Here is a 26,153-nt window from a genome sequence, read left to right on the forward strand (position 1 = left end):
AGCATCTTAATTAGTGGCTCCGTTTCAAGGAGTTGAGGTCAGCCGTAACGATTTTACCTGTATTTCCAAAGACGTACACTTTCCCTTTAAACTCCACCGCATCGTACCAATCGTCTACCGTCAAGACTTCCTGCTTGGTCCATTTCTCAGCGTCATCGGAAAGGAAGATGGAACCTTCACTGCCAACAGCAATGAAGAGATTGCCCACGTATGAGATGCCAAAGAATCCAGTGTTCATTCCACGAGCATATAATTCGTCACGGAACTCTGTCCTCGCCCATTTCTTACCGTCCTCTGAAGTCAAAATAACCGCACTCTGTGCATTCCCATAGTAACTGGCAGTGGTCACGACAAATTTTCCGTCACCCCATACCACATCGAAATTATGTCCAGGAAACCGTGCCGGGATTTCGTTCCACTTCAGACCATCCTCGGAGACGAGCAAAAGCCCTTTTTCTCCAACGGCTACCAGTGTTGTGCCGTTTGATGCCATCGCATTGATTTTTTTCTTTACATTAGTGTTCAATGTTTTCCACGTCTTCCGATCCTTGGAAGAAAGAATCGTGCCGGCATCGCCTGCCACGTAATACGTATTATTGGCATACAGCACGCTCATAAGTGATTGAGTTGTCGGGGATTTAATGTCCGTCCACTTTACCCCATCAACAGAGTACATCATCTTCCCGTTATCTCCTACTGCAAAAAAGTCCTTCCCTGACCATACAACTCCCCGAAGTGGATACGCTTGATCCACATAAGAAGATTGCCATTTGCCAGCCGTGTTCATCTTTGCAGAACCCTGCGAGCTGACGGAAATGAAGTTAAGCTGGCTACGATACCCACCCACCAGCACCAGCCTATCCTTGCTCACTGCTGCTTCATATACGTTACTTGGAAGCACAAAAGGATATCGCTTTGTCAGCTTCCATTTGCGCCCATCCGCAGATGTTTGAATACCAGCATCCGTAATCGTTATATACTGTTTGCCGTTGTGAATGGTAAAAAACGGGTTCTGCTTAGGGCTAGTTGCAAACCCAGCGTCGCTCCAGCTCTTACCATCCTTGGATGTCCAGTTGACCTCCTTCAAGACATGATTGGCTTTATTCACATATTCAAAACCAAAAATATAAAATCTGTCCTTTGCCCAGTACACCTTGGACCAAAAGGCTTTGGACGATACGTATGTCCATTTCAGTCCATCCTTCGAGGTCATGATCGTTGCATCCCCTACAGCAACAAAAGCTCCACCGCCATAGGTCATATCCCAAACTTGCTCATAATTAGGCTGATTGGTCTTCACCTTTTTCCAGGTGATTCCGTCTTTGGATACCGCTACGACTCCGCCTTCATAACCTTGAGCCACGAAGGTATTATTGCCCCATGCTACGGCTGTAAAATTGGTGGAGATACCTGTTTTTCGCTCGGTCCACGTTAATCCATCCTCTGAAGAGAAAATCTTTCCTTCATATGTTGTTCCACCAACTGCAATATATCGTTTCCCGTTCCATACGGCGTCTTTTAAAAATCTTATATGTATTGAATTATTTAACTTCTCCCATGACAGACCATCAGTGGATGTCCATACGGTTACGATATCTGCTTCCTCACGAAAACCCATGAATTCTGACTTTCCATGAATAATCAAACTAAAATCTACTGGATTCCCGGTATAGATTGTCTTCCATGTAACTCCGTCCTTAGAGGTTTTCACATAACCTCCGGCAGCTGGCATCATATAAATCCCTCCACCATAGGCAATGGAATGGGAAACTCCACTATTTAACTCATCCAACGAAGACCAATTAAGGTTCAACTGACTTTTTACTACAGCATCCTCAATGTTCGCAACTTCACCCTCTGCCTGGGCAGGATGTACAGAAATTAGGGAAAACAGCAGAATCGTAGTTAACAGCAGAGGTATTACTTTTAGTGAAAAAACTAGTGTGCGACTCATAGTTATCTCCTTACATTATTTAATACTACAAATATACCATGATCTGGAATGTAATACATGGATAATATCTTCATCCTAATTTAATAGAACCCCTCCCGCACTCAATCCTATAACTGTTCCGTTAAGAACGGATAATGGACTACTTCATCAAGGAATGTAACCCTAATATAATATGGGCTGATCCGTTATTCTCATCTCTACCCATGGCTTCACTCTCTTGGCTGATATGGGCTCTGATCAAACATCCACTCTACAATGAGGATTTACACCAAAAAGCCATACGGATGATGGTCCGTACGGCTTTTTAGCGATTTTTTCTTATACATAAACACATGCGTAAATGATGAATGACGCTGCAAATGTTACTTCCAGAGCTCTTCAGCAATTTCCTTAATGAAGGCAAGCTTGCGCCATTGCTGTTCCTCGGTCAGATGGTTTCCTTCTTCCGTGGAAGCGAAGCCGCATTGTGGACTCAGGCAGATTCGATCCAGATCAACATATTGTGTAGCTTCCTCAATCCGTTTCAGGATATCTTCCTTGTTCTCCAACTCTCCGAATTTGGAAGAGAAGAGGCCAAGTACAACCTGCTGGTTATCCTTCAGGAAACGAAGTGGTTTGAAGTCACCAGCCCGTTCCGTATCAAACTCCAGGTAGAAGCCAGAGTAGTTATCGATGCTCAGAAGTGTCTGCGCAATCGGCTCATAACCGCCACCGACTCCTGCAAATGTCGAAACATAATTACCGCGGCAGACATGAGTCGTTACTACGAGGTCTTCCGGCAGGCCAGATACCACTTGTTCGTTCAGTTTTGCGAGTTCGTTTGCATACTCTTCCACATTGACGCCAATCTGCTCCATCACTACGATGAACTGTTGGTCACACAGTGCACCCCACGTGCAATCATCAATCTGGATGCTGCGGCAACCGGCTTCATAGAAAGCCAGGATGGATGCTTTGTACGCCCCAGCAATGTCAGAAAGAAGCTCTTGGCGGTTCGGATAGATGGCCTGTGTGCTTTCCTTATTATCTGCCCGGTCCAATTCGAATAGGAACTGGGCTGCTGCTGGAATAGATTGACGGGCAACAACGTCTTCCCCAGCCGCTTCTTTCAAGAAGGCATAATGCGCTACAAATGGATGACTGCTATAGCTGATTTTGCCGCTCAGACGAGCTGTTTCCGGTCTGGATGTCGCACCGTTGAATCGATATCCCTCATCAATGATCGTCCGCTCTACACCATCCAGTCCCCAGAAGAAGTCCAGATGCCACCAAGAGCGGCGGAATTCGCCGTCCGTTACAGCCTGAAGGCCAACCTCTTTTTGCTTCTGTACAAGTTTCACAATCTCGGCATTCTCCACTTCATTCAACTGTTCCGTGGTAATTTCGCCGTTCTGGTATTTTAATCGGGCATCCTTCAACGCACTCGGGCGCAGGAAACTGCCCACAATATCATATCGAAATGGAGTGACTGTTCGTTGTTAGGTTCTGTTTGTATGCTCATAATTTAATCTCCCCGTTTATCATTATAGAATTAAATATAACATATCCGATCGGAATAGCTGTTCTACGAAAGAGTTATAGCCCGCTATAGGTATTAGCTATAGCGGGCTATATTTAAGGAGACTCTATATACAATCATGTATTCCATTTTACCTGACCGGATAACCGGAACAGGATCTCAACAATTATGATCTCAGGTCAACGTAAGAACGATCTGATCCCCGGAACGGGTGATTTTGTAGATACCCTCCTGCATGTCGATGCCATAATGCTTTTTCAGCAACCACTTGGCGTTGAGATCGGTCTCGACAACCACTAGATAATCATAGCCGCTCAGAAGGTTATCCATATTATCCTCATAGAACAACACAATCCCGTCCACATGAGGAGCATACAAGAAATACTTCCCTACATATTGCATGTAATAGTTCGTGACTTGTTGGTCCCTGTCTGAGGCGTAGAAGAGATATCTGTTGTTATCCTCTTGCCCACCTGGGTACCACCGATCACCAGTAACCGCATGAATCTTGTAAGGGAGCGTTGTATCATAGCTTTGGGCAATAGACACGATACCATTATATTCGGATAAAAGGATGGTGGCCGCAACCGCCATACAGCCGATAATGCCTTTTTGATAATGACCTTTTGTCTCAACCGTCTTAAAGGATTGATAATCTGGTACTTCACCGATCCGATAGTGGAATGATCGCTCCAAGTCGATCGCAGCGCACAACACCAGCCCACCGGCGAACAGCACCACGATACTCGATGCATAACGCTCAAATCCAGCCAGGACAATTGCTTCATCCAATGGCATGGAGAAGAGATACAACGCCAGAATACCCGCATAGTACAGTAACAGAACAACGTCCAACGCAATTAATGCTTTCCACAAGTTCCACTTCTTCTTAAGCACAACGATGGCAAATACAGATGCTGCAATTGCGATAAGTTGGAAAAGTACAATTCCGAGCACAGGCCTGGACGTGATATCTATGCTTGATTTCAGGAAGAGCGTCAGGATCTCCCATTTCTGTTCTCCCGTCTTGCCAGCTTGGATCACCGAGGCTGTTCCCTCGAACTTGTTATCAATCCCTTGGAATACCGTCGCCATTCGCCAGCTCCAGCCGAAATATGGAAGTAATGAGCCACCAATGGTACCCAGCACAGCCAGTCCGACTTTCCAGTTTAAGCGCTGCCCATTTCTCAGCCAAGTGTACAACAGGAAGATCAGGCCGATCACTGCGAAAATAATCCCTGTGCTTTTGATGATCGTCAGCAACCCGGCAAGCGGAAGAACAACAATACATGCCTTTTTGATCTCATTACGATATTGGTAAATCACCGCCAGGATCGCTAGCGCGTAGATCGGCAGCAAAAAATCCACGAGTAGATTGGTGATCCGAATCGTAAGGTTGAAAAAAGAAAGTGTAGATAACCCGAGTCCGAGAAAAGCATACAGAAGAAAGCGTTTCTTCTCTGAAACGATGCCAAACATGGCATAAAAACAGGAAAAGATAAGCAGACCTTGTGCCAAAAGCATCACGGACTGGGAATGCCCCATGAAGCGACAGACATAATAAATAAATGAAGAAGTCCCCAGCGGATAGTTTTTAAAATCAATTAGGCTGGAGTCTGGTGTCGGAAAGGCATTTGTACTCAGCATCTGCTTCAACACAATGGCCCAGTGCGAGAAATTATCGTAGTGTGTCAATTCATTTTGGAACAGAATCAGCAAAAAGATGAACGTTCCGCCCAGAAAAGAAAACTGAAATATTGAGAACAATATATTCGGCTTGGTCCCTCGTCGGATAGCTCGAACCAGCGTATCTCTAAAAAGCACCAAACCTAGTATCAACACAACAATGCTTCCAATAAAGAGCTGACCTGCCAAGCCAGCGAAATATACAATGCAGGCTATCGCAGAAAACACAAATACGGGGATAAACTCCCATCGTAGTGCAAGTGTCTTCCGAACAAACTGCATATAACCAACAAAGGAGATTATCAACAAAACCCCCATCACAAAATGAAGCACAATGAGCATCTCTATCTCTCCTAACCCTCTCTGGTGAAACGATCGGAATGTGGCTGAATCAAATCAGTCAGCAATTGGTCGATCAGGCCCTTCTCCACAATATCATCGATATTCTCCACCGAGAGAAGCACTTCGCGCTCACGGGCTGTCGTTTTTCCCGTATGTTGCAAAATGACTTCAATATTACTATTCGTATAAAAAGTAACGACCGCTCCTGCCGCAATATCACCATGGAAACCCGTCGCGGAGAAGAAACGATAATTGAAGCTGCGCAGCGTACAGCTAGCATCATTGGTGAAATGAACTGGAAGCTGAAGGGAAAGCCGCGGCATTTTTCGCTGATCCGATCTGGGTTGAACAATCCGTTTTTTCACATTACGTAACATATCGTCATAAGCCGTATCCCACAGATTCATCTGCTCTGGCAATGAGTGTTTACGGTCGTAGATGATTTGCATGTATTGGCGGTTATCATTCTCATCAATCGGCTGAACCGTTGCGGAGTAACGCCAGCCCTCTCCATCCTGTTTCACATAAACGATGATTGCATCGAGGTTAGCCTCATACCGGTCGGTTTTGACAACCAGTGAGATGATCTTCTGCTCAGCCAAATAAATGGGATAAGGAACATAGAAGGCAATACCTTGCTCGGATACATCCACCGTTTTGGCCTGATATCGCAGATTGTTGGCTTGGTCGTGAATCGTGACATCTTCCTGCGCCCGAATCCGTTCTGTCTCCCGATACGCACGGCGGCCAATCATGAAGAACAGGGCGTAACACAGCGCAATCATGTTATGAATCAGCCAGAAAATAATGATACTGCTGAAGAACAGCGCAATGCCGTACTTGCCATTGACATACCGAATCACGGCTGCAATGGAAAGCAAAAGCAAGAAGATATGCGGAAGTGCATATAACAGAGCAGACATCCATTGTCGACCGCTTGCTCTGCTTTTGTTGGTGACCTTGAATTTTTTCTCACGAATACCCAGCGTCTCCAGGAGAACCGGCCAGATCAGATAAGGCATAAATATGGTATCGATAACCTGACTCCATCGCTGATTCCGAATATTGCTGGACAGATATCGCATGGATACACTATAGAAGAAATAAGAAGGAAGCCAGAATATTAAGATTTGCCAGAAGGTTGTGTTCACAATCTGGAAGTCGAATAACGCAAATAAAATAGGTGCCAAAATGAAAATCAACCGATTAAAGAAGGACCACCAGTATAAGAAACTGCTTAAGTAGGTCACTCTCGTCCAGAAAGGAAGCTTGCCAGACAAGGGTGCACGCGTATTCTGCAGGCTCTGAATGATCCCCCTTGCCCAGCGAATCCGTTGTTTAATCATGCTCTTCACTGTTGTTGTTGTCTGCCCGGCAGCTTGAACCTCTTGAGTTGCATAGGTAATATAACCTTCCTGCTGCAAGCGGATGCTTGTCTCAAAGTCCTCGGTGATCGTATTGAGCGGAAAACCTCCGATGTCTTCCATACCTTGGCGGGAAATAATCGTGTTGCTTCCTGTATAGGCTACCGCATTAGAGGCATTACGCAGGATGTTCACTTCTCTGGAGAAGAAATCCTGTTCATTCGGAATGCCTTGCTCTGCATACAGGTTAAACTGGAATAGATCTGGATTGTAGAAGCTTTGCGGGGTCTGTACCAGACCAAGCTTGAACTTAGGGTCCATCTCGTCCTCTCGGCGAGGACGCCATACCTCATTCTCCTTAATGAACGTGGAGAGCATGAAATAGGGTACCGTTTTCATCAAAAAGGTATGCTGTGGAATCATATCCGCATCAAACGTTGCAATGAGCGGCGAAGAACTTTTGCTCAGTGCATTGTTCAGATTACCAGACTTGGCATCCTTGTTTCCGTGGAACCCCAGATATCCCACGCCAAACTGTCTGGCAAGCTCCTCCACCTCTGGTCTTGCTCCATCGTCACAGAGATAGATATGAACCTTCTGCTTGTCCGGGTAATCCATGAACGTGCAGGCATTAACGGTTTTATATAACAGATCAACAGGCTCATTATGCGTAGCAATAAATACATCCACATCCGGATAATACTCCGGCGGAACGACTGGAAAGTCGAGCTGTGTACGTTCTTTTTGCATCTTTTGAAAGAATAATTCAAAGGTTGTCAGTACGGTGACCGTTTCAGCCACAATCAACAGCATACCAAAAATGACGTTCAGAACGCCCTCACCCCATGGCAACGTAAAGAACGTACGCCATACCAAATAAATCGACATCAGGATCATCGTGATGATAAAAAAGATATTCTGCCTTTTTTCGTTTTGCACTACAACTGCTTCCTCCTTGCTGCAAATACCCATCTTCGCTGCAATTGGAAACTGAGCAGGAACAGCAAGGCATCACAGACGAATTTCGCCAATTTCTCATCTACGAAGAGAACGGTATGGAATATATATACACCGGTACTGGAAAGCAAGATCACTACTCCGCATAACGTCAGATAGCGCCATAGACTTCCCTGGCTATCCTCTTTGCGAAATACAAAGTGTCTGTTCAGTACATAGTTGACCACAATGGAAATCACTCTCGCAATCACAGTTGCAAGCAGAATTCTTAGATAGTGCTGCTCACCCAACATGGGCCGTAACGCGTCGATCAAAAACCAGGCAATGCCCAAATCCACAACAGAACTAGCCACCGACGATGAGATGAACCGCAGGAAATTGGAGAACAACACCCCCATGACCCGAGCACTATCCTGGATCGCTTTAAAATGAGTGCCTGCATTGCCATTCTCATAAATGACTTGGATTGGCATCGTATGAATCGGTATGCCAGACTGAATGCACGAGATAAGCATCTGCAGCTCATATTCAAATCGAGTGCCGCGAACATCCTGCATAAACGCAAGTAACCCTGGACCGAAGGCACGAAGCCCAGTCTGGGTATCTGACAGTTTTCTACCATAGAGCATGGCAAAAATAAAGGATGTCATCCGATTGCCTAACAGGGACTTTGGAGGTATATTCCCCTCGCTGAAGTTCCTTACCCCGAGCACCAACGAATCCGGGTGAAGCCTTGCTTCTTGAGCTATGCGGTATACATCCTCAGCTGCGTGTTGTCCGTCTGAATCAGCGGTTACGACGAAGGAAGATGCGTCGAATTGCTTCCCAATATACTCAAATCCGGTCTTGAGTGCCGCACCCTTCCCCTGATTTTCCGTATGTGTCAGCAAAGCACAACCGTTCTCGCGAAGCTCCTCGAAAATCGACTGGTACGCTTCACCAGATCCGTCGTCCACAATAACAATATTAGTAAATCCATACTCTCGCAATTGCCTTACATAGGCTGGAAGTCTCTCATCCGGTTCAAGCGATGGAATGAGGATGATCGTTTCGCCGTTTTGTCTACCTATAATCATCCTGATAAGCCTCAATTCGACATATTTTCACAGATTCTTTTTTGAATATTGTGAGTATAACATCGAAAAGGCATACAGTAAACGAATAACTTGTATATATATTGGTAAAAAAGTTGCACTCTTTTATAAGCTAATTCATAGGCGAAAAATACTAGTTGAGGGTTAGTCTAGCACTACTCGAACAATTGCACATTTGGCTCTCGTTTTAGCACATGTACCAGCATGGCATGCAGTTGTCCACGGTGGTGATAGAAGTGCGCCTACGTATCCAGAAGCCACTCGAAGCGTGAATGAACGCCTCCCCAGAATGCAGTCGTTTCTCGTAATAGTTCATCTTTTGTCTCCATCGACCGATTGGACATGCTTCGACTTACAAATCTAGACGGATGGCCACTTATGCGGATCACGAATTTGAATTAGAATTACCGTAGACGATTGAAAAAGGCTGTGATTCCAATGTTTTTCGAAAGAGACAAATGGTTGCAGTATGGCATTCTGCGCGAAGAGCCCTCTCTCGCTGAACGGTTGCCAGAAACACAGTTGCTTGAAAAGGAAACGCTAACGAAGATGCTTCTTCAGTATCCCAGCGTTGTACTGAAACCTCGTAATGGCAGTTACGGAAAGGGTATCCTGTTCATTAAACGAAGCGGTGCAAAGGCTTATCGTATTCAAAATGAAAATAACACAGTCACCATGAGAGACAACGAGCAGTTACTCGAATGGTTTGAACAAACAATCAAAAGTGATGAATATATTGTCCAAAAGCGTCTGCAGCTTGCTCAAATTAAACACAGGCCGTTCGACATTCGGATCATGGTTCAGCGCAAAAAAGGCTCCTCGTCCACTTGGAACGTGACAGGCTCCTATGCTAAAGTTGCTGCACGAGGATATCAAGTTACCAATGTGAATAACCGCCCCATTCCCGTTATTAAAGCACTGAGACTAGCTCGAATTGGAGATCGGCGCTTACTTGTCAAAGCGGAACAGGTTGCACGATTAGCCGCCATACGATTGGGAGAGCATTACCCCATGCTTAGACAAGTCGGGTTCGATATTGCTGTCGACAAGAAACGACATATTTGGATCATTGAAGGAAATTATCAACCGGATTTGCGCCCTTTCCGACTTATGAAAGACTCCTCGATGCACCGCAGAATATTATGGTACAAGAAAAATTAAACCGAAAAAGAGACGACCTGCCTGTTATCCGGGCAAGTCGTCTCTTCATGTTTCGTACCTAATCTCGATATTAACCCACTTCGGTTATTTCCGGCATTTTCTAATCGCACTTGTAACACGTGTCACTCGGAACTGATTTACCCCTACCTGTATAATGGCGAACTGGCTGTACGAAGTACCTGAAGAGGTATAAGGCTCGGCTTCAATATTTCCACTCGGTGTTCTAACCGTCGCGGTGATTCTAGTTACCAGGCACACACCACGGTCGGAAGATCTCCAAGTCTCGTCACGCTGAACACTATATCTATCGTTGCTACAGAAGATAGATGCATACTCCACTACTCCACTCGCATTAAACGAAGTCGAGTTAAAGATCTGAACAGGGTCATAACCACCACTAGGTGCTCCAGGTCTTCTATTTCCCATTCTCAAAACCTCCTTTTTATTGATAGTCTATTAAATGCAATTAAATAGTTTTGGTGAGGTATAAATGTGGACAAGGTAGAAAAAGTGTGTTTGTACAGTGGTAGGGGGGAACTGGTAGCTTGATGTCGTAGCTCAAACACGAAAAAGAACCACCCTTTAATGTACAAAGGTAGTTCGGGAAATTTGATCGTCTACTATTTTCCAATTCAGTAAGATTGTCGAGATTAAGTCGTATGTATGCCTTGCGAGCATCGTAGTAACGCTCCTGATGCCCTATTCTGCCGCCTCCGCCAACCATGCTTGCATAGCCGGAGATTCTGCCCGATTCAAACGTAAGGCAATTTCGGTATTGATCTCATCCGGCGGCATGACTTCAACAAGGACACATACGGACTCTCGCGGTTGATTTAAGGCAAACACGCCTTCATCATCGAGCATTTTCATCGCCAGCTCCATGGCGTTCAGCCTCACATCCAACTCGCGATTCCAATCATCATTCTCCAGTTCCGCAATGAAAGGACGCTCGTTATATCGTTGTTTGACACCGTCAAAGTGATCATCCCCAAAACAACAATAGGGCGAATCCGCATACGACCATTTGATGAGATTCGCAATCGTGGATACCGGCGTATCACTTTCCTCTGCTTGCCTAGCCGATTCCAACGCCAAAGCTTCCCACGACCAGGCAGAGATGCTTGGTGCATGTCCTTCGCCAGTAGTGTATAACGTACAATAATAGTAACGTTCACCATTTTCAAAAAGAGTACAAAAAGATGTTCTGGCGGCAGCGGCAATCTCTATGGCCAGTGTCTCTATTTCCTGCATTGGCTTCATGATTGGAGTTCCCCTTTCCATTCGTTGATCATTTGCCCCTTCGATATGAATTGGCTATTTGGACTAGATACCAAACACCTGCACCCACAAGGGCAGCAAACACCAGATTGATGCAGCCGAACACGATGAGTGACTTTGCTTGGCCTGGACCAATCCGGAAAGCCGTAACAAGCTGGAAGACAGCCGGTAGCAAAAATGCCAGCCAGGAGACGGTTATAAGCTTTTCTGTTCTGAAGCTCCACCATACTGCGGAACATGAGGCAACTAGCAGTACCCAGGTACAGATAATATTTAGGGCGGACATCATTTCAGCCCCCTCCTATTTGCCATGAATCACAAGTCCATATTTATTGAAGATCCACGATTGGCTCAAGTCGTGCATTGCATCGTGGCTTATACGCACAGAGGGCTTTTGCTCCTTCATCGCATCTGCATCACGGGCTGAGAAGCGAAGGGGTTTGGTCATTTTTTTGATAGAGTCTCTTATTTCATCGAAAAACGCATAGGTCAGCGGCTTATGGTCCCGGATATCCTCATATATATAGTACTTTCCTTTTTCATCTTCCAAATTAACTTGGAAACCTTTCGGAAATGAAAGCAAGATAAACGGCAGTTCATCCTCTGCCCATTGTCCGTAATATGGATAAGAAACCCCTTCATTTCTCACAAAAAATCCTGAACTTTCTTGATCCGATGCAATAGAAATAGAGTAAACAAAGAAGGGATGGATGTCATCTCTCTTTTCTCCTGCCACAAAATACTGATAGAACGTCTGATACTCCTCGTACACCTGATTATAATCATGCTCTGTTCGGGCAGCATTGGTACGATAGAATTGCGCTTGCCGATGCTCCAACAGCTGCAAAAGGCTTTTAAACTCTTCAGGAGTGATGAAGAATCTCAGTTTATAGAATCCGCTATTCTTTAATTTGTCCATCTCTTTTCGCTCACCGCCCTGTTTAGAAATGTTATGCCATTAACCTTAGCGGTTCAGGTTCAACTATATATGTATCTTATTTCCATTATAGTGATTACCTTTCCTGAGTCTACCTACTTTACACCTGAATTTTGCGAATGAACTTTGAAAAGGTAGCGAAATATAAGGATCATTGCGCCTGTACGTGAGCAAAAGACATACGTGAGGTGAATTCCAGACTACCCTCCTTGTGAGGATGGGAGCACGCCAACATCTTGTAATCAGCACAAATTAGCCGTACGGATGATCACCCGTACAGCTAATTTTGAATTATTCAGCTTTGCGAATTTGGAATTGTTAAGGCTTAACTACAGAGAGAAGAGACTCATTCCCCTCAGAGATCACCGTCACATCTGGAGCAAACGTTGCATCACTTACATGTAGCGTTTCTCCAAGTTCCATAGTACTAATGTCAAATTCAATCGACGTTGGCAAGTGTCTCGGCAATGCCTCCACTTCAATAGAAGATAATTGAACTTGCACGACTCCGCCCTGTTTTGTGCCAATCGGTGTGCCGTTGAACTTGACAGGAATTTTTGTCCGCATGATCTCATTGGTCTGCACCTGTTGAAAATCCACATGAAGTAAATCCCGTGTAACTGGATCACGCTGGAGATCTTCCAACAATACAGTCAATGAGCCTTTCTCTTCAAACTGCAGTTCGATAAAACCAGACGTACCCTGCTTCAACCATTTTTGAAATTGTATTGTTGGAATATGAATCATTTCATTCTCCGTATTTTTGCCAAAAACAATACCTGGCAAACGCCCGGATTTACGTAAATCCCTAAGTCGGGATGTATTTAATGGAATGCGGGTCTCCGCCTGAAAACTAGTAGTCATGCTATGTTCGCTCCTCTTTATTAAATGATATTTTCACATTTTTCATACTCATCCAACCATCCCCTGTTGGGGCTAAAGAGAGAAACATAGCATCACCACCTCCATATACGATCCAATTGGATTTTAAAATACATTTAATGTAAGCACCCATAATATACATGAAGGCACTCTACTCCGAAGAGTAGAATGCCTATGGGATGCTTCAACCCTATCATAGAAACATCAATTTGTCGATTTAACCCCATAATATGATCAAAAGCGTCTCCCTCCAGTCCGCGTCGTTGATCAGCATAGAGACCACCCCAACGATGGAGTGGCCTTCATGTCCTCATCTCTAATTTATATATCCTTAATACTCGTTGGATTCGTCAGAATTTATCGATCTTGTACCAGAATATCGGGAGTGGAAACCATCCAACGGGCGCAGCAACTGCCATATAACGGCCATGTTGTGTAAGTAGAAGCGCCTGAGCCTGTTGCTTATCAAGGACAACGGCATCGGTCTTAGCAGATCGCTCGACAGTCACACCACTCGCATCCACTCGCGCAGTAATCGGCTGACCGTCCATGACTGCTGAGAATTCTCCCTCTACTATCCCTGTAGTTTTGAATTTGAGTGTCAGATATGCCTCCAATACATTGGCAAAGTCCAGAATATGATACATATCCGATGTCTCAATAACATAGTCTTCCGCAATGTTGCCAAGTGTCGTATTCAGCGGAATGTCATATTCCGGCGTAAATATAGATATACGATCTGTTCTATTATGTACCATATAAGCCTTAATCGTCCGCGAAATATCTGCCTCATTTTCCAACGCAAATTCAGATATTTCATCTCCTGTTTCGTTTACAATTAGATACCCAATCAGTTTATCTTGATCCAGAACGCCCAGTGCCTTTTGATGGAGGCTGCCGAAAATAAGTGGCAATTGCTGCACTGCACGTTCAACATAAGCAACCCGCGAGGTGTTGATGCTGTGTGCAAAGGACTCTGCTCCTTCAATCTCGAAGAAAGGCCTGAAAGATATTCCTGTGTCGTTCACATGTTTTAAGCCATGGCGCACATTAGCCTCTCCAACGATATACTTGAGCTTTACACCGCCAAGCGTGAAGCCAAAATACTCATACCTCTGCCGCTGACCATATAATACAACCATATCACACGTATTGCGTAATTCCTCAAGCCACATGTCCATGAGCACCTTCATATGTCCTTCGCCACGCGCCCGTGGATGGACCGATACAGTACCCAAATAGCCGGTTCGCAGGGTATAGCCACATACCGTCAGAGGCTCTGGAAAAACAGCTACCTGCGCGCGCAGCCTGCCTTCCTCATCTACAGCAACCTTATGCATGGCAGAAGAATCTACGTTCTTCCCATACCCTTTGGGCATCAGGGTTTCAAAATTCAAGTGAAACGCATAGTTGGCTAAATCGATACATTCTTCACGCTCATCTGGTGTTGCCATTCTGTATTCAGTCATTTGCCCTATCCTTTCATAACATCAATATTGATAAACAGCCTTCCAAAAGAATATAACCCCACAAAGTTTCGGGGACAAGAAAAATCGCGTCCTCTAAGGAGAGAACGCGAAATAAAGCAGATTGATTTTGTGTTTCAGCGTCGTCAATTAACGCTTTCGGGCCACCACCGCTAACCTACCGTTTTCGGTCGAATACTCGCATGTGGACAGCACAATAAGCTTGTCACCATACTGTGCTGTTACGCCTGTGTCATAAAGAGAGCGTTGTTGGATATTCTGAACATATGAATCGAACTCGGCGGGCGTACTTACATTCTCAATCTGGTAGTATTTAAACACGTCGTCCGATTTGCGATAAACTTTTGACAGAATAACGGCAACAATCTCATACTCTTCCTTTTCGTAAAGCGTGCTGAACTGGAACGTAGCATGTTCTTGATAGAAGCTTTCGTTCTTGTACTTCATTAAATCTTTAAACATCCAACCACTTTTCATGTGATGTCCATGAATCAGCAAAATGTCCGAACCATTAGCCCGACTAGACTCGTCCAAAAAAGGAAGACCGCCTTGGTTTTCATTTTTATCAAAATCATGATTGAGATAGTACTCCGAATCCTGTGGGCTCTGCATGACCGGGTACTCAATTCGGGTACCGTCAATCTTCAGCCAGCCGACGATGTCTGAGTTCCTCTCGTAAAGATCTCGAAATTCGGGGAGCATAACCGGCTCATTGCCTTTATTCAACAAAAGGGAGGGGAATGCATCCCCTCCACCTTGTTCTGATCCTTCTTTCCAAACCTTTGTTAACTCTTCGATTTTCTGCTTCTCGGCATAATCTCGCAAGAAAGTCCTCGCAAGACTGACAAGTGAAAATACCAACACAAGCAAGGAAACAGCGATAAGAACTTTTTTAGTTTTGCTCATTTTCTTACCGCCTTCCCTTCCATTACTGGATATGCTTTTTCTTCTTGTACCCGAGCAGACAGAACCCGATCGTCATTAAGGACATCAGCGCCAAAATCATATACAAGAATGGCGATACGCTGTTATCTCCAGTTTTCGGAGCATCGTCCAACTCGTTGCTCTCGTTCTTAAGCTGATCGTTACCATTGTCTGGTTCAGGCGTTACTGTGCCTGGAGCTGGCGTTACTGTGCCTGGAGCTGGCGTTACCGTGCCCGGAGCTGGCGTTACCGTGCCCGGAGCTGGCGTTACCGTGCCTGGAGCTGGCGTTACCGTGCCTGGAGCTGGCGTTACCGTGCCTGGAGCTGGCGTTACCGTGCCCGGAGCTGGTGTTACCGTGCCTGGAGCTGGCGTTACCGTGCCCGGATCTGGCGTTACGGTGCCGCCTCCGTTGTTACCATTGCCGCCGGAGCCGCCACCAGAACTAATCGGCTTCATTGGCACATCGTACCTGACAATGTCAAAATCGACTGAAATCGTACTACTTGTGTGCGTTTCGTATCCGTCCTTCGTTACGATCAGATAATAATCCGCTTCAGGAAACACCATGTACGCATAGAAGCCATTTGCATCACTATTCTGCTCCGGGCTCTCGTTGTCGTACGGTGGGAAATTTGGAACCTTTGGAAGCGTTACTTTCGTACCCGGAATGCGCCCGTTATCTCTATTCCGCTGCGTATCCGCATAATACAGTGTAACTTTCGCTCCATCAATTTTCTTGCCAGTGACGGCATCTCCTGTCGTTTCATCATAGACCGTACCATAAGGGTCGACTAATTCCTCTGAAATATTCAGCTCTCCGTTAGCTTTAACATCAAGTTGCGCCACTTTGAGGAGCAATTCCTCGCCTGTCTCAGCTTGATAGCGAACTTCCATTGTGTACTTCTGCTCGCTTAGCCCTTCTACAGAGAAAGTTCCATTCGAAGCCATAGGAAATGCTTTAGGTTGGCCGTTTTCCTTAACATAAATGCCATCCTTGTCTTTCAAGTAGATATGCATCTGGTTAGTCAACAAATCGTTGAATAGCACTGTTGTTCCATCCAGTTGTTTGAACAGAATGATCCCCACGGCCGTAATGTCCGCTGGAACAGTCTCGTCCGTTACACTGCTGTTCACATTTGCTTTCTGCGTAAACTCAACAGGCACATCCTTACCGCCTACCCGATACATCTTCGTATATCTGATCGTATAGTCGGTATCCGCTACGGCTGGGATTGAATATTCACCCTTCTCATTCGTCTGCGTCTGAACTTCTTCGCCTGTCTTCAGATCGGTTACCGTAATCGGTGCATTCGGAATGACTTCTCCTGTGTTATTGTTACGCAACACGCCTTCCAGATACGGTCGGGTATTGGCAAAATGTGCTTCAGACCATTTTTTCTCTGGAATAGTGCCAATGTGAATGAGACTCTCTGGATCAGTCACATAGCCATCTTCCGTATAGTCATCTTGGGTCACTTTATACTGAAGATTGGTTGGAAGCCCTTGTACAATGAGTGTCTCGCCATCTGTAAGCTGAAAGCTCTCACCGTTCTTGATCATGCCCTTACTGCCGTCTGACTTCTCATAGACGTAGGATTCGTCCGATCCCTCGCCAGTGAAGGCAACCGTGTACTTAAACAGCTTCTTCTTGTCTTCATCTTTGCCTTTAACTGTGTTGCTGATTAATAGGCCGCCCTTCAAAACTCGCACGTTCGTGAATGGGGCATCTTCATCAATGCCTTTCATGACTCCGGTATAATACCGTTCCTCAGGAGTAGTCATGTATTCATCGGTTGTGTAGTCTTGTTGGGTAACGGTGTATTTCAGATTCTTAGGCAGACCCAGAATATCCAGTGTCTCTCCATCCTTGAGGCGGAAGGTACCGCCGGACTTGATCGTACCTGTGCCGCCGTCCGTCTTCACGTAAGTGTAGCTTTCCTCTTTGCCTGCATCCTCAAAGTTGACGGTGTACTCGAACTCCTTCGTTTTATCGCCGCCGTTGCCCATGACCGTATTGCTGATGGTCAGCTTGTTAACGGTCCGTTCGTTGATGAAGTCCGCCTTGTGATCACCTTTATTCATGATTGAGCCAGACAGTTCTCTCGTACCCGGTATCGTCGTATAACCGTCAACGGATGTATAATCGTCCTCGGTTACGGTATAGACCAGATCCGCAGGCAATGCTGGGAACGTCACAGATTCCCCGTGCTTGAGAGCAATCTTGTCTCCGCTCTTGATATTGCCAAACGTATCATCTGACTTCTTATAGGTATACTCTCTGTCCTTACCTTCGCCGGTGATGGTCACGGTGTACTCGAACTCTTTGTCCGGATTACTGCCGTTGCCTTCCACCTTATTGGTAATGGTCAGCTTGCCTTGGGCCGGTGTAGGCACGATCAGCGGATTATCAGGGGTTAATTTTACCCCGTCTACCCAGATGGGCTTCCCTGGCGTATTCCCTACATATACTTGGTATACTCTTGTAGTTGGCAGCCAAGTATTGGTGTCAATATAAGTTTCTTTCAGCTCATAATACCCTGGATCAGGGAATAGCAGATTAAGTTTCCCTCCGCTATCGGTTTTTCCTTGGGTGATTATAGTTCCGCCGTCTTTCTTATAGAGTGTAAACTCTACGTCTTTTAGCGGATTGCCATTGGGATCTACCTTTCTCAGGGGCAACAGAGCATTGGAACTTGAACTGCCGGCCACGTCCGAACTGTCCAGTGTGCTTTCACTTCTGGCACTGACAGATTTCAGATTGTCATCGCCCTCCAGTTTTACCTCGTTGCCCATGGTGTCTCCAGCTTTCGCTGTAGATGGATCAACTTCTGTTTGGTACACAAACTGGTAAAACTGATTAGGGTCGTCCATTTTAAATGTTAGAACCGTAGTGCCACCCGCGCCTGGTACAGCTTCTACTTGAACTTCAGCATTCGGGTCGCTGAGGTCCAGTGCTGCGCCCTCTCGTTCAAGAGTGCCGCTTGCGGTTAATTTAGCAGGATAGACTGCCATACTAGGTGATGTCAGCACAAGCTTTCCGTTTTCTTCATAACGCAAATTCATGCCTGCACCCAGGGTATCCTGCAAATAAACACCCTGCTTCATGTTAAATGGCGGGGTATAGTTCACCGTCCATTCCAGCACTCCTGGAACTGGCTTAGTTACCGACTTTCCAAGGGTCTGAATAGGTACAATAACTTTGCGCTGTTCGGTGACAACCTTCTCCACTCCACCCCATGTCATATGAAGATCGGCTTTGTTATACAGCACCTGTTTGTCTGTACCGTTGATGGTGTATTCCTCTAAATACTTCTGCAGAGCATCATTGGAAGGTCTTGCCTTCACCAGAATGATATAAGGACTTTCCAACTTGGAGAAGGTGAAAGTACCCTCGTTTCCAATGTGTGAAAAATGGACTACATGAGAACTAGTACCTGGTTCAATTAGAGTTCTAGCATCGTTTCTAACACCATATTCTGTTCCTGCACCATTGTCCGAAAATCCTTTCCACAGCTCAAAATCCTTAGTTTCAGAGAAAGGAACGAATTCCCAGCCTTCGGGAAGTGTATCCACTAGCTTAATATCACTAATGACTCGATTACCGCCATCCTTAGCCATTTCTTCTGTGTTATATCCAGGCATATTAACCCCTAAACGGAATGTGACCGTCTTGGTTGTCCTGTCATAGCCAGAAATCGTCCATGCTTCATTGTTATCATTTCTAATGTAACTGCTAACGTTATTCGGCGTCACATTTTCAAAAGTACCATCTGCTTTTAATGGCCTCGAAGCAAAGAGCATATCCTTGTTCAACATATGCAGGTGTAGGTTGGCACTGCTATTTGCTTGTTTTACGCTTTCGCCATCAATGAGCAAAGCCCGATTCGAGCTTACTTTCCCTGCGTTAATATCCTGTCTGAAGAGAATGTTTGGGTTGGTCTCAAGTGCACGGAAGCTGAAGGATGCAGCTTCTTCGGTGTATCCGGTCACCTTGATCAAATCCGCCACCACTTTACCGTCCACGGTTAATGGAATAGCTTTCATCGTCAAACCGGTTGCATTCGACTTCAGAGTTCCCGCTTTGTACTGCTTCCAAAGCTGCGCTGAAGTGCTATTTGCTTTAATTTTCGCAATTGTATCCGCACTCACCTCGCTGGTTTCATCTACAGCGTTGTCCAAGACGTTCAAGTCACCGCCATGCACAAGGACATCGTATATTGCCGCGTTAGGTAAGGCATACTGTGGTGCTAGATTAACGGTCCACGTGATACTACCCAAGTTATAATCCTCGGTTGATACTGCGCCTGTTTTTGTAAACGTGTGCGCGCCAATGCTGACGCTTGCCTCATCCGTCACAGCAATTGGTCTTTTACCCGTCATTACATCGTTGTTCTGTATACCCCCTGGTGTATCCAAATTCCAGTTGGCACGAGGGTCAATTTGGAAGCTGGAACCACTTATCGCCTTGCTTTTAATCAACAATTCGACTTTTCCGTTAATATCCCCGAAGGAATAAATGCCGTTTGAATCTGGTGTAATTGGCGTTTCTTCAGATACAGCGCCATCTACCCATGTCTGCCATGCAGCTGATTCAAATTCCAGCCCAGCCGGTAATACATTTGTGATGGTAAAGTCCTTTAACCCTTTTTTATTATATTGGTTAACCGTGATCTTCCATGTAATGGTTTCATTCGCATGGTCATACGAAGCGCTGGCTTGAATCCAGTCGGGAGCAAAGGAAATCTCCAAACCTGACTGCACCAACATATCATTGTCTTTTCTCAGTTCCACCTTGCCATTCATATCCCGGTGGCCGCGACCAAGATTGGCTGGCGGATTCCGATACTCGTAATAATAAGCTTCCTTAGAAATCCATGTTTTATATTCAACCTTTGGATCTAGACCGGTTCCCTGTGGAAAAGTGTAAGTCAGCGATCCGTCTGGACCAACGACTGGAGTTACATTTTGGTCATTTACTTTAAATGAATCCTCCATATAGGTGCCGCGGGCATTTCCAGGGCTGGTATTATACGTTGAGGGATTCGTATAAAAGGTCTTTCCGTCTAGTGGCAATTTGATTGTTTTATCAAACTGATCAAACGCAGATATGGTTGACTGCCAGGTAACAGCTCCCTCAACAAATTGTGCTGGTTGAATTCCGCGATAGCTATACTGATCCCATCTGATCATTCCAGGCGAGCTTAAAGTAATGTTATACTCTGCTGTAACATCTGGGTTCTCTAGCTGATATCCACCACCAAAGATGTTGATCGGCTTTTTATCGCCATACGCCAATCCCGTTATATCTGCATTTGCAGTAGATTCAAAGCCGAAGGCAATGCCTCGTCCAACCCCATTGAAAAAATAATCATCACCGTTAAATACAATCCTGATGCTATTTGGAGTGAAATAGGCGGTACCCAGCTGTTTTGTACCTGATTCCGTCTGTGCATTCAAGGTTTTAGTAGCTGTTGGCAGCATCACTTCCTTGAAGTGATCTTCTCTTTTCAGCTCGATCCAGTCACCCTTTTGGATGTATTTATCAGGATCTGCATTAGTTGGATTTGGGTCATCACCATTCACTGGTACCTTGAGACCTTCCGATTTGAGTGTAAAGGGCTGTCTACCCTGAATAATACCGTTCGGATTAATAACAACATTCCCCTGTGTCACTTCCAGCGGAAAGGTTGAATTAGATTCCATAAATACCGCTGTTTTGTCCGTTGGGACTGCCGCCATCGCTACGAAATTGTTCGGTGCTTCGTACACTGCCTCAGGCGTCGAAAGCGGTTCGTCGTCCACTGCCTCAGGTACCGAAAGTGGTTCATCGGCACTCGGCGAGTCAGATTCACTGACCGCTTCCATTCCGGAATCCGTTGGCACACTCTCCGCATATGCGGCGGTGGAGTATATCACTGTCTGCAAGACGAGCAACATTGCCAGAAATAAAGACAATAACGGTTTACCTATATTGCGTTTTTGTTTCAAACGAAAATCTCCTCCACTTCTAAAATTTTTGCAGCAACCAGAAACTTTTTCCCTTTCCTTTGGCCATTCCATCCTTACAACAGAAACTGATAAAATTCATCAAGTTCATATGGCTTGCCTTACCATTTTACTTTAGAGCCCTTACCAAATTCTGAACACTACGCGGTAACCAGAGCATAGAGCCAATTCAGACATGGACTTCTCCATAGAATCGTGGATTTTAAGCATAAAAAAACATCCTAAATTGGGATATGGCATTCTCCTGATTTAAGAGGAATGCTCATTCGCCCGATAGGATGTGTTTCTCTGTTTTAATATAAAGTTTGAATAAGTTCTACATTATGAAGCTTTTGCTGCATTCGCAGCACACAGTTATCTACAGCTCTGCCAGCTCATTAGCTAGCAATTTCCCACCAAGCCCTGCGGTAACCGTAGCTGCGACGACGTCTACTCCGGCAAGTGCCAGAGCACCTTTAATACCAAGAAACCGTAGAGGACACAACAAATTAGGTAGCCAGGACACCGTCTCATTAGCGATCTCCAAGCCAGGATTATCTTCTTTAGGGAGAGCTACCAGATAACGTATAGCCAGCCCCGCATCCGCGACGGAGAGCAACCAGAAAAACCCGGTAAGCCCTTTGTCTCTGCGCTTCATACGATGCATGTTTTTGGGATTTGTACCTGCGCCCGTAAACACACACAGTGAATCTAGCATCAATACACTGCCTCGATAGTAGTGTAAAATACGCTCGAAGCGCGCCTCATCGCTATTTTCATTTTTCTCTTGCTGAAACGAAAGGTTATCACTAGTCATAAATTTAGCCTGCCAACTAAAGATACTGAGCAGCAAGCTCACAACTTCCAGACTGGAACCGCCACTTTTTTCAAGTGCAGCACCCTTCTCTACAGATGCGGCATCTAATCCAGCCGTGATCAAGCCATTCATTGTATCTGCTACTAGCGCAACAATCCCCCATGAGCGAATCACGCTTTTGTCATCCGACTTGGGATCAGGAGCGTTGTCGGAATCTGAGGCCTGCTCGCCAGATGACTGATCTAACAAAGCTACTTTCGATCCTGTTGCCAATTGACCTGAAAAATCCGGAGCTACCCCATCCTTAAACGGTTGTTGTTTAAAGGCGAGCTTTGATACGACAGTGACCGGGATCGCAAGCAGTAAGCCTGATAGATTCAGCAGCGTAAGCTTCCCTGCGCCAATCTGCTCAAACAGCTTCGATATCAACGGAATCTTAATCTCGCGGGTAAGCCAATCTTGAAAGAGGTTCACCAGTTCCTTAACCATATCCAAAAAGCCAAGTGCCGTCTCCTCAACCAGCTCCAAAGCCTGGATGACGACATCTCTGATGGTTTGAATCATAACGGCCAGTGCCTGCTGTGGCTTAAGCGGGTTTGCAATAATACCCTCCATTGTGTCCTTCACTCCTTCAAAAGCTCGCAGAAGAATATCTTTTCTGTCTTCAGCCCCTCCAGCAAAGGTCGAGAAGTATTGATATAATGATGACCCTCCACCCAGATTCGTCCCTAAAGCAGGTACCGGGCTGGCACCAGGCTGACCGGAGCCTCCCAATAGCTTGGAGAGGAACCACTCGGCAGCTTCTGGGAGCTCAAACTGAGAATGTCGTGCCTCCGAGGTCTCGCCACCCAGTGTCTGAACCAGGATATTCATGTTCTCGTCTACGGTCTCTTGCAGGTTGTCTATGAAGTCAGAGACAGGTTTTTTGGCATTGTCTGCCAGTTGGACAGCAAAATCAAAGGCTCCGTTCATAGATTTCACCAGATACTCTTGCGTTTTGAGAATATCGTCCCATTTGAAAATAAATTGCAAGAACTCAATGAATTGTTTGATACCCTTAACAACCTTTTCGACAATTGCTTCAATGAATTCCCCTACCATTTCAACCGTATCTACTACAAATTGAATCAGACCGTTAACAGTCTTCACTATGAGGTTAAAGCCCTTTTTAGCAGCCCCAATCACGACCGAGATGGCGTTTTTGATCGCATTTTTGATCTGTGAGAAAAAACCTCTGCCGGCGGCTGTTAAAGCTTGATCTTGAGTCGTAGCTTGACTTGTAGAAGCCTGATCAAGCATTCTCATAAATTCATCCTCACTGATCTCTTCTTCTCGGATGCGAACTGCGATTGAGGAAGATCCAGACGTTGCTGATTGGTCATTGGGCTTACTAACGTTACCAACAGTCTCGAACTTGAGCATCCAAGGATGATGGATGGCATCGCTGGAAACAACCCGATTGACTGACTTCATGCCGTTGCTTCCTCTTCCTTTGCGAACAGGGCTCTCTGCGACATAGGCTACATTAGCCATCACCCTCTTAATGGTGCTTTGTACACTAGTGACATCCTCCTTGCTATACGCCTTCTGATCGACAATGAGGTCACCATTCGCATCAGTCGCATTCCATAGTGCATCATCTTCCAACTTAGCAAGTTGCTGATGAACCTCTCGATTCGGAAAAATGACAACTCGCTCATTTGCTGTCATGTTGCTGGTGCGGATCTTTAACCCTGGAGTGTTGATGCCATCAGCTTCAGAAGTAATCATAATGCTATTCATTACATTTGGCATTAGCATTACAGATCGTTCCTCATCTATTTCATAGGTAGTCCCCTCTACTTCGATCTCAATCAGATCGGTTGCTGAAACTTCTACCTCACCTGCGCCGGGTGTAAACTTAAGCATCGTTCGATACGAAGAATACTCTTCAAGGTCGTCGCCTGCCATTCTGAAGTCCTGGCTCAGCGCGGTTGTATAAGAGGCTAAGACCTCCTCGGATGCAACAGTTCTAAATATTTTAATAGCGGAGATCGCATCATTGCCTACTTGCGATTCTCTGAGGTCCTGAACGTTGTCTACAATATCCTCAATTTCCTTCTCCCGCTTAGCTTCCGTTACTTTATAACCTTCATTGACAAACAAGGTCACCCCCGTATCTGGTCCTAATCGAATGGAGGATGCTGTATTATCCAGACCTGTGAAGTCTTTAAAGCTTTTAAAGTTCCCTGGCAGACTGGTAGCACTATCAGACATAATCCAGGTTTTCCCTCTATAGGCTACATGCTCATAAAAGGCGACTTCCCCTGTCGAGAGGGTGCCCACTTGCCCTTCATGATCAGCAAATTTAACGACACTAGCGAACACTGATCGCTCTTCTTGCTGCTTGGTCCAGCTAAATGCGTTGTCTGCACTCAGTCTCAACCACTTACTGTACTCCTCATTGACGATAGAGAACTGTGTATGGTCACTATCTAAATAATCAACAAATAGAAAAGCCGGCTTCGCCCCTTGGGTTATTACAAAATCTGCGCTTGCCTCGTCTGAGCCGGGAATGAGTTGAGGCTTATCGTACAGCGGATTGAAGTGGATGCGTAGCAGCTCACTTTCAGACTGACGGGGCGTTGTGGTGAGAGAGGATTGCCTCAGGCTCAAGTATTGGTCGTTGGGCGCTTTGATGATCCACTTCCCCGTAAACGGCTGTCCCACTGCAGACCAAATACGGATCGATCTTGGGAAGTCAGCCAGCTTCGAGAGTCGTATGTCCGTAAGGTCAGCTTGTAACTTTTGAGCCATTCCGCCAAAGCTGGGTTGTTTATATAGTGTAACACCTGTATTTGGACCAAGCCGTAGTCTTTGAAAATTGGGCGACAATTGAGTTAAGTTCTCTGTATCCTGGGTGAGAATAACGGCTGCATCATCAACACCGACCAACTCGATTTCACCTGTAGACAAGCGTCGGTTCTTCGGTGTTAACAGACTTTTCACCTGTGCGGCATTGAGAGCAGTGTGGTATATGCGAAGATCCTCGTATTGTGAGAAAGCAGTCCCCCTTTTCCAGTCGCCCAACCTCAGATCCGTACCATTGTTAATATTGGCGACGCCAGTTGGTGATGATCCTTCTGCCCCCAACTCCCCATCGACGTATACCTTGACCGTTCTCCCTTCTCTAACAAGGGCTATATGATGCCATTTTTTATGCTGAATAAGGTTTTTAGTCTCGGCAAATGCATAATTTTTCCCTTTATTATTTTCATCGACTTCAAACAGTATTTTTGCTTGTTTCTGCCTCACTGAAAACCAATTACCATGTCCCATCACCGAGCGTTGGCCGATGATGTCGAGATCACTATTGCCTAGTATTTCATTAAATTTCATGCCAAAAGCAACTGTAAAATCATCAGATCCGAACTGACCAGCCACTTTACCAAAATTAATATAAGACCCCTTGCCCCGTATGAAGACGGCCTTCCCAATGCTTCCATGTCCCTCGAACAAAGCCTGCTGAAAATTTCCTTTGATTCCATTTATATTGTCTGTTACTACATTCCCATTTATTTCGTCAAACTTCCAGTGATATTTCGGTTTAATGGTCATCATTATCCTCCTTGGATTTTCAATTATTGAATGGAGCTGGAAACTTTACGTTAAAGCTTTCAGCATCCCTCTCCACCTGATATTCGATTGCTCTCGCTATTTCAGACGATCAACGGCTTATTGTTTTTTGAATGTGTCATTCGTTGACGGAAAGAGATTCCATTTTCT

At 45.4% G+C, this 26,153-nt stretch carries 14 protein-coding genes and 1 pseudogene; 1 reads left to right on the plus strand and 14 read right to left on the minus strand.

Annotation, left to right across the window (positions count from 1 at the left end):
* Positions 1-10: 10 nt before the first annotated feature.
* The 5 genes and pseudogenes from AC6CIF_RS27385 to AC6CIF_RS27405 form a co-directional block, all read right to left on the minus strand.
* On the minus strand, positions 11-1,954 hold the full coding sequence (locus AC6CIF_RS27385) for a DUF6242 domain-containing protein (protein WP_498202287.1): 1,944 nt from the start codon (positions 1,952-1,954) through the stop codon (positions 11-13).
* Between the two features lie 362 nt (positions 1,955-2,316).
* Positions 2,317-3,432: pseudogene (locus tag AC6CIF_RS27390) on the minus strand (5-methyltetrahydropteroyltriglutamate--homocysteine S-methyltransferase); the annotation flags it as partial.
* Between the two features lie 215 nt (positions 3,433-3,647).
* Positions 3,648-5,501, minus strand: coding sequence for a hypothetical protein (locus tag AC6CIF_RS27395; RefSeq protein WP_498202288.1), 1,854 nt, complete (start codon positions 5,499-5,501; stop codon positions 3,648-3,650).
* Positions 5,502-5,512: 11 nt separating this feature from the next.
* Positions 5,513-7,804 carry a glycosyltransferase family 2 protein gene (locus AC6CIF_RS27400; RefSeq protein ID WP_498202289.1) on the minus strand — a complete coding sequence of 764 codons (2,292 nt, stop codon included), beginning with the start codon at positions 7,802-7,804 and terminating at the stop codon, positions 5,513-5,515.
* A complete protein-coding gene (locus AC6CIF_RS27405; RefSeq protein WP_498202290.1) occupies positions 7,804-8,898 on the minus strand; it encodes a GtrA family protein in 1,095 nt (364 codons plus the stop codon). The genes AC6CIF_RS27400 and AC6CIF_RS27405 overlap by 1 nt, the downstream gene beginning before the upstream one ends.
* Before the next feature lie 456 nt (positions 8,899-9,354).
* On the opposite strand from AC6CIF_RS27405, the gene AC6CIF_RS27410 reads away from it, so the two are divergent.
* Entirely contained in the window at positions 9,355-10,077 is a 723-nt protein-coding gene (locus AC6CIF_RS27410) for a YheC/YheD family protein (RefSeq protein ID WP_498202291.1), read from the plus strand.
* An 84-nt stretch (positions 10,078-10,161) separates the two neighbouring features.
* On the opposite strand, the gene AC6CIF_RS27415 is transcribed toward AC6CIF_RS27410, so the two are convergent.
* From AC6CIF_RS27415 to AC6CIF_RS27455, 9 genes are all read right to left on the minus strand, one after another.
* Positions 10,162-10,503, minus strand: coding sequence for a hypothetical protein (locus AC6CIF_RS27415; RefSeq protein WP_498202292.1), 342 nt, complete (start codon positions 10,501-10,503; stop codon positions 10,162-10,164).
* A gap of 273 nt (positions 10,504-10,776) precedes the next feature.
* Entirely contained in the window at positions 10,777-11,337 is a 561-nt protein-coding gene (locus AC6CIF_RS27420) for a DUF4303 domain-containing protein (protein ID WP_498202293.1), read from the minus strand.
* A 28-nt stretch (positions 11,338-11,365) separates the two neighbouring features.
* Positions 11,366-11,644 (minus strand): hypothetical protein, encoded by a 279-nt coding sequence (locus AC6CIF_RS27425; RefSeq protein WP_498202294.1) that lies wholly within the window; start codon positions 11,642-11,644, stop codon positions 11,366-11,368.
* A gap of 12 nt (positions 11,645-11,656) precedes the next feature.
* On the minus strand, positions 11,657-12,274 hold the full coding sequence (locus AC6CIF_RS27430) for a hypothetical protein (RefSeq protein WP_498202295.1): 618 nt from the start codon (positions 12,272-12,274) through the stop codon (positions 11,657-11,659).
* A 336-nt stretch (positions 12,275-12,610) separates the two neighbouring features.
* On the minus strand, positions 12,611-13,156 hold the full coding sequence (locus AC6CIF_RS27435) for a 50S ribosomal protein L25 (protein WP_498202296.1): 546 nt from the start codon (positions 13,154-13,156) through the stop codon (positions 12,611-12,613).
* A 368-nt stretch (positions 13,157-13,524) separates the two neighbouring features.
* Positions 13,525-14,643: a GNAT family N-acetyltransferase gene (locus AC6CIF_RS27440; protein WP_498202297.1), complete on the minus strand. Its 1,119-nt coding sequence runs from the start codon at positions 14,641-14,643 to the stop codon at positions 13,525-13,527.
* A gap of 147 nt (positions 14,644-14,790) precedes the next feature.
* Complete coding sequence (gene srtB, locus AC6CIF_RS27445; RefSeq protein ID WP_498202298.1) at positions 14,791-15,567, minus strand: class B sortase; 777 nt, start codon at positions 15,565-15,567, stop codon at positions 14,791-14,793.
* Between the two features lie 22 nt (positions 15,568-15,589).
* Positions 15,590-21,574, minus strand: a complete 5,985-nt coding sequence (locus tag AC6CIF_RS27450) for a DUF7601 domain-containing protein (protein WP_498202299.1) — start codon at positions 21,572-21,574, stop codon at positions 15,590-15,592.
* 376 nt (positions 21,575-21,950) lie between these two features.
* Complete coding sequence (locus tag AC6CIF_RS27455) at positions 21,951-25,886, minus strand: LamG-like jellyroll fold domain-containing protein (RefSeq protein ID WP_498202300.1); 3,936 nt, start codon at positions 25,884-25,886, stop codon at positions 21,951-21,953.
* Positions 25,887-26,153: the final 267 nt, after the last annotated feature.

This window comes from Paenibacillus sp. GQ49 (assembly GCF_059759055.1).

What these genes read in the sequence shown, in the direction of transcription:
- AC6CIF_RS27420 (WP_498202293.1), bottom strand. Translation starts at nt 11,337, where the DNA reads ATGAAGCCAATGCAGGAAATAGAGACACTGGCCATAGAGATTGCCGCT.
- srtB (WP_498202298.1), bottom strand. Translation starts at nt 15,567, where the DNA reads ATGAGCAAAACTAAAAAAGTTCTTATCGCTGTTTCCTTGCTTGTGTTG.
- AC6CIF_RS27395 (WP_498202288.1), bottom strand. Translation starts at nt 5,501, where the DNA reads ATGCTCATTGTGCTTCATTTTGTGATGGGGGTTTTGTTGATAATCTCC.
- AC6CIF_RS27415 (WP_498202292.1), bottom strand. Translation starts at nt 10,503, where the DNA reads ATGGGAAATAGAAGACCTGGAGCACCTAGTGGTGGTTATGACCCTGTT.
- AC6CIF_RS27435 (WP_498202296.1), bottom strand. Translation starts at nt 13,156, where the DNA reads ATGACTACTAGTTTTCAGGCGGAGACCCGCATTCCATTAAATACATCC.
- AC6CIF_RS27405 (WP_498202290.1), bottom strand. Translation starts at nt 8,898, where the DNA reads ATGATTATAGGTAGACAAAACGGCGAAACGATCATCCTCATTCCATCG.
- AC6CIF_RS27410 (WP_498202291.1), top strand. Translation starts at nt 9,355, where the DNA reads ATGTTTTTCGAAAGAGACAAATGGTTGCAGTATGGCATTCTGCGCGAA.
- AC6CIF_RS27425 (WP_498202294.1), bottom strand. Translation starts at nt 11,644, where the DNA reads ATGATGTCCGCCCTAAATATTATCTGTACCTGGGTACTGCTAGTTGCC.
- AC6CIF_RS27385 (WP_498202287.1), bottom strand. Translation starts at nt 1,954, where the DNA reads ATGAGTCGCACACTAGTTTTTTCACTAAAAGTAATACCTCTGCTGTTA.
- AC6CIF_RS27430 (WP_498202295.1), bottom strand. Translation starts at nt 12,274, where the DNA reads ATGGACAAATTAAAGAATAGCGGATTCTATAAACTGAGATTCTTCATC.
- AC6CIF_RS27440 (WP_498202297.1), bottom strand. Translation starts at nt 14,643, where the DNA reads ATGACTGAATACAGAATGGCAACACCAGATGAGCGTGAAGAATGTATC.